The sequence below is a fragment of the Paenibacillus yanchengensis genome (assembly GCF_042684845.1).
Classification (GTDB): Bacteria; Bacillota; Bacilli; order Paenibacillales; family Paenibacillaceae; genus Pristimantibacillus; species Pristimantibacillus yanchengensis.
Window position 1 is genome coordinate 1 of the sequence record NZ_JBHUMH010000035.1, and the last position, 1,828, is coordinate 1,828.

The following is a 1,828-nucleotide window of genomic DNA, read 5'->3' on the forward strand; positions in this document are numbered from 1 at the left end:
ATAGATACTCGGAAATTAAATGATTAAAAATGAGCTTTCTGGAGATTATAAACTAGTTTTAAGAGGAATGGTTGGAATGTTGAAAGTCAATGCAAAAAATGTACAACAAATAAACCACATGAAGTGGATTTTTTGAAAAATATATTTTAAGATGACTTTATAAGGACAGAAAAGATTGAATAATCGGGTTGAGAGCCGAAAAGTTATTCTTCTTTGCTTCCTTTATCCATGCATCGGCATGCTGACACATGCCGATGATATACGTACGAATATTCCAATGTCTTGAACTCCTTCCTCTTGAATTTTCCAAACGATAATCCACTTTTTGACGTTTAATACAGCGCTCCACTCCAGTTCGTAAGGCATAGCGTTTACGCCATTCCTTACTGTTACGTTTTATACGTGGAAAGAGACGAGGATTGTCCTTTGTCGCTGTATAAAAGGTTCGTCCGTACTTGGAATCAGAACATGGATTTGGACATGTCCATTTGCCAACGGCAGCTGGGCAACGCCATTTACGCCGATATGTTTTTTGATTCAATCCCCAATGGATCATCTCTCGACCAATGGGGCAAACGGGAACACCTTTCAGGCTTATATCCATTTGTTTGTGTTGAAAATGTTTAGAACGCCTTGGGTTAAGGTCAATGATGGCTGATATATTATATTGTTCTAACATTTCATAGATGGGCAAAGCGTCTAAAGCCGAATCTAAAATGACCTCAGCAAATGTCCAATCTGCATACCAATGTTGGAGTTCGTGAAACGTACTTACGAATAAAACAGCGTCATGTTTACTCGCTCGGTAGAGTCTTGGATAGATGGGTAAGTCATAAGGACTGTCGGAAGCAGATACCATGAACAGGCTTCGCCCATAATAATATTTTTCTCTAGCACTATCCCAGCCATAGTCAGCATCAGAATCAGAGAATTGGCGATTACATTGGCACTTCCAGTTTCCTTGTTTACGGCACTCACAAAGAAACGTACCATAGGCTCTACCACCAGTAACAACGGGGGAGCCATCGCCTAAAATGCTGATGGATGTTGTGTGACCTAATAATCCAGCTTCTGCCGATTTTTGGACAAACAAAGATTGAAAGAGAATTTGAAGTTGATCATGAGCTTTTGGCGTATAGTGTATTGCCTTTCTTTTCAAGGCGCGTTTCACCAATTTTTCAACAATCCTAGGATTTGTAGGTTCTTGTTTCTGATTTTTTTTACCTTTCTTTCTTGGTTTCTTTAGCTTTCTTTGTTTTCTATTAGATAAATGTGGGGTTGAAGCAAGCCAGAGCCGATTGAAAAAATCGTAAAAAGTCCCTACACCAGGAACATGATCAGGAGAAAAACCACTAAGAATCGCAAGAATTGGCGTAGTTTTCAGAATAAACACCCATTGGTCCACACTGGTGACATGTTGATAATGCATAAGCATTAAACTCCGAAGCATATCACAGGGATTGCGCGGTTTTCTTCCTCTAGGATTAGAGGAATAACGGTGTTTTAATAATTCAGCGGTATCGGAAAGATCAATGAAAGAACACCAAATAATCGGTTCAGAGTAAAAGGTTTTTAAAAATGTTTTATCTTTATAGTTTTCATCTAGTTGCTCAATGACAAAGGACAGATAGGATTCATGAGAACGAATATTTTTTAGCATAACAATTCCCCCAATACGAGATTTCTAATGACTTCAATTCAATTATTGGGGTGATGTGAATTTGTCAAGAGGAACCTTCGTTCGCACTCCATATTTAGGGGTGAAACAATAAAAAGCCCTAGTCGAAAGACTAGAGCTAAAGCGGAAATTTAATTTCCGAGAGACTAT

At 38.6% G+C, this 1,828-nt stretch carries 1 protein-coding gene; it reads right to left on the reverse strand.

Going from position 1 to position 1,828, the window contains the following annotated elements:
* Nucleotides 1-157 precede the first annotated feature (157 nt).
* On the reverse strand, nt 158-1,660 hold the full coding sequence (locus ACFSTH_RS11460) for a DDE transposase (protein WP_377775836.1): 1,503 nt from the start codon (nt 1,658-1,660) through the stop codon (nt 158-160).
* Nucleotides 1,661-1,828 lie beyond the last annotated feature (168 nt).

Excerpts from the sequence above, each read along its gene's own strand:
- ACFSTH_RS11460 (WP_377775836.1), bottom strand. The coding sequence starts at position 1,660 with ATGCTAAAAAATATTCGTTCTCATGAATCCTATCTGTCCTTTGTCATT.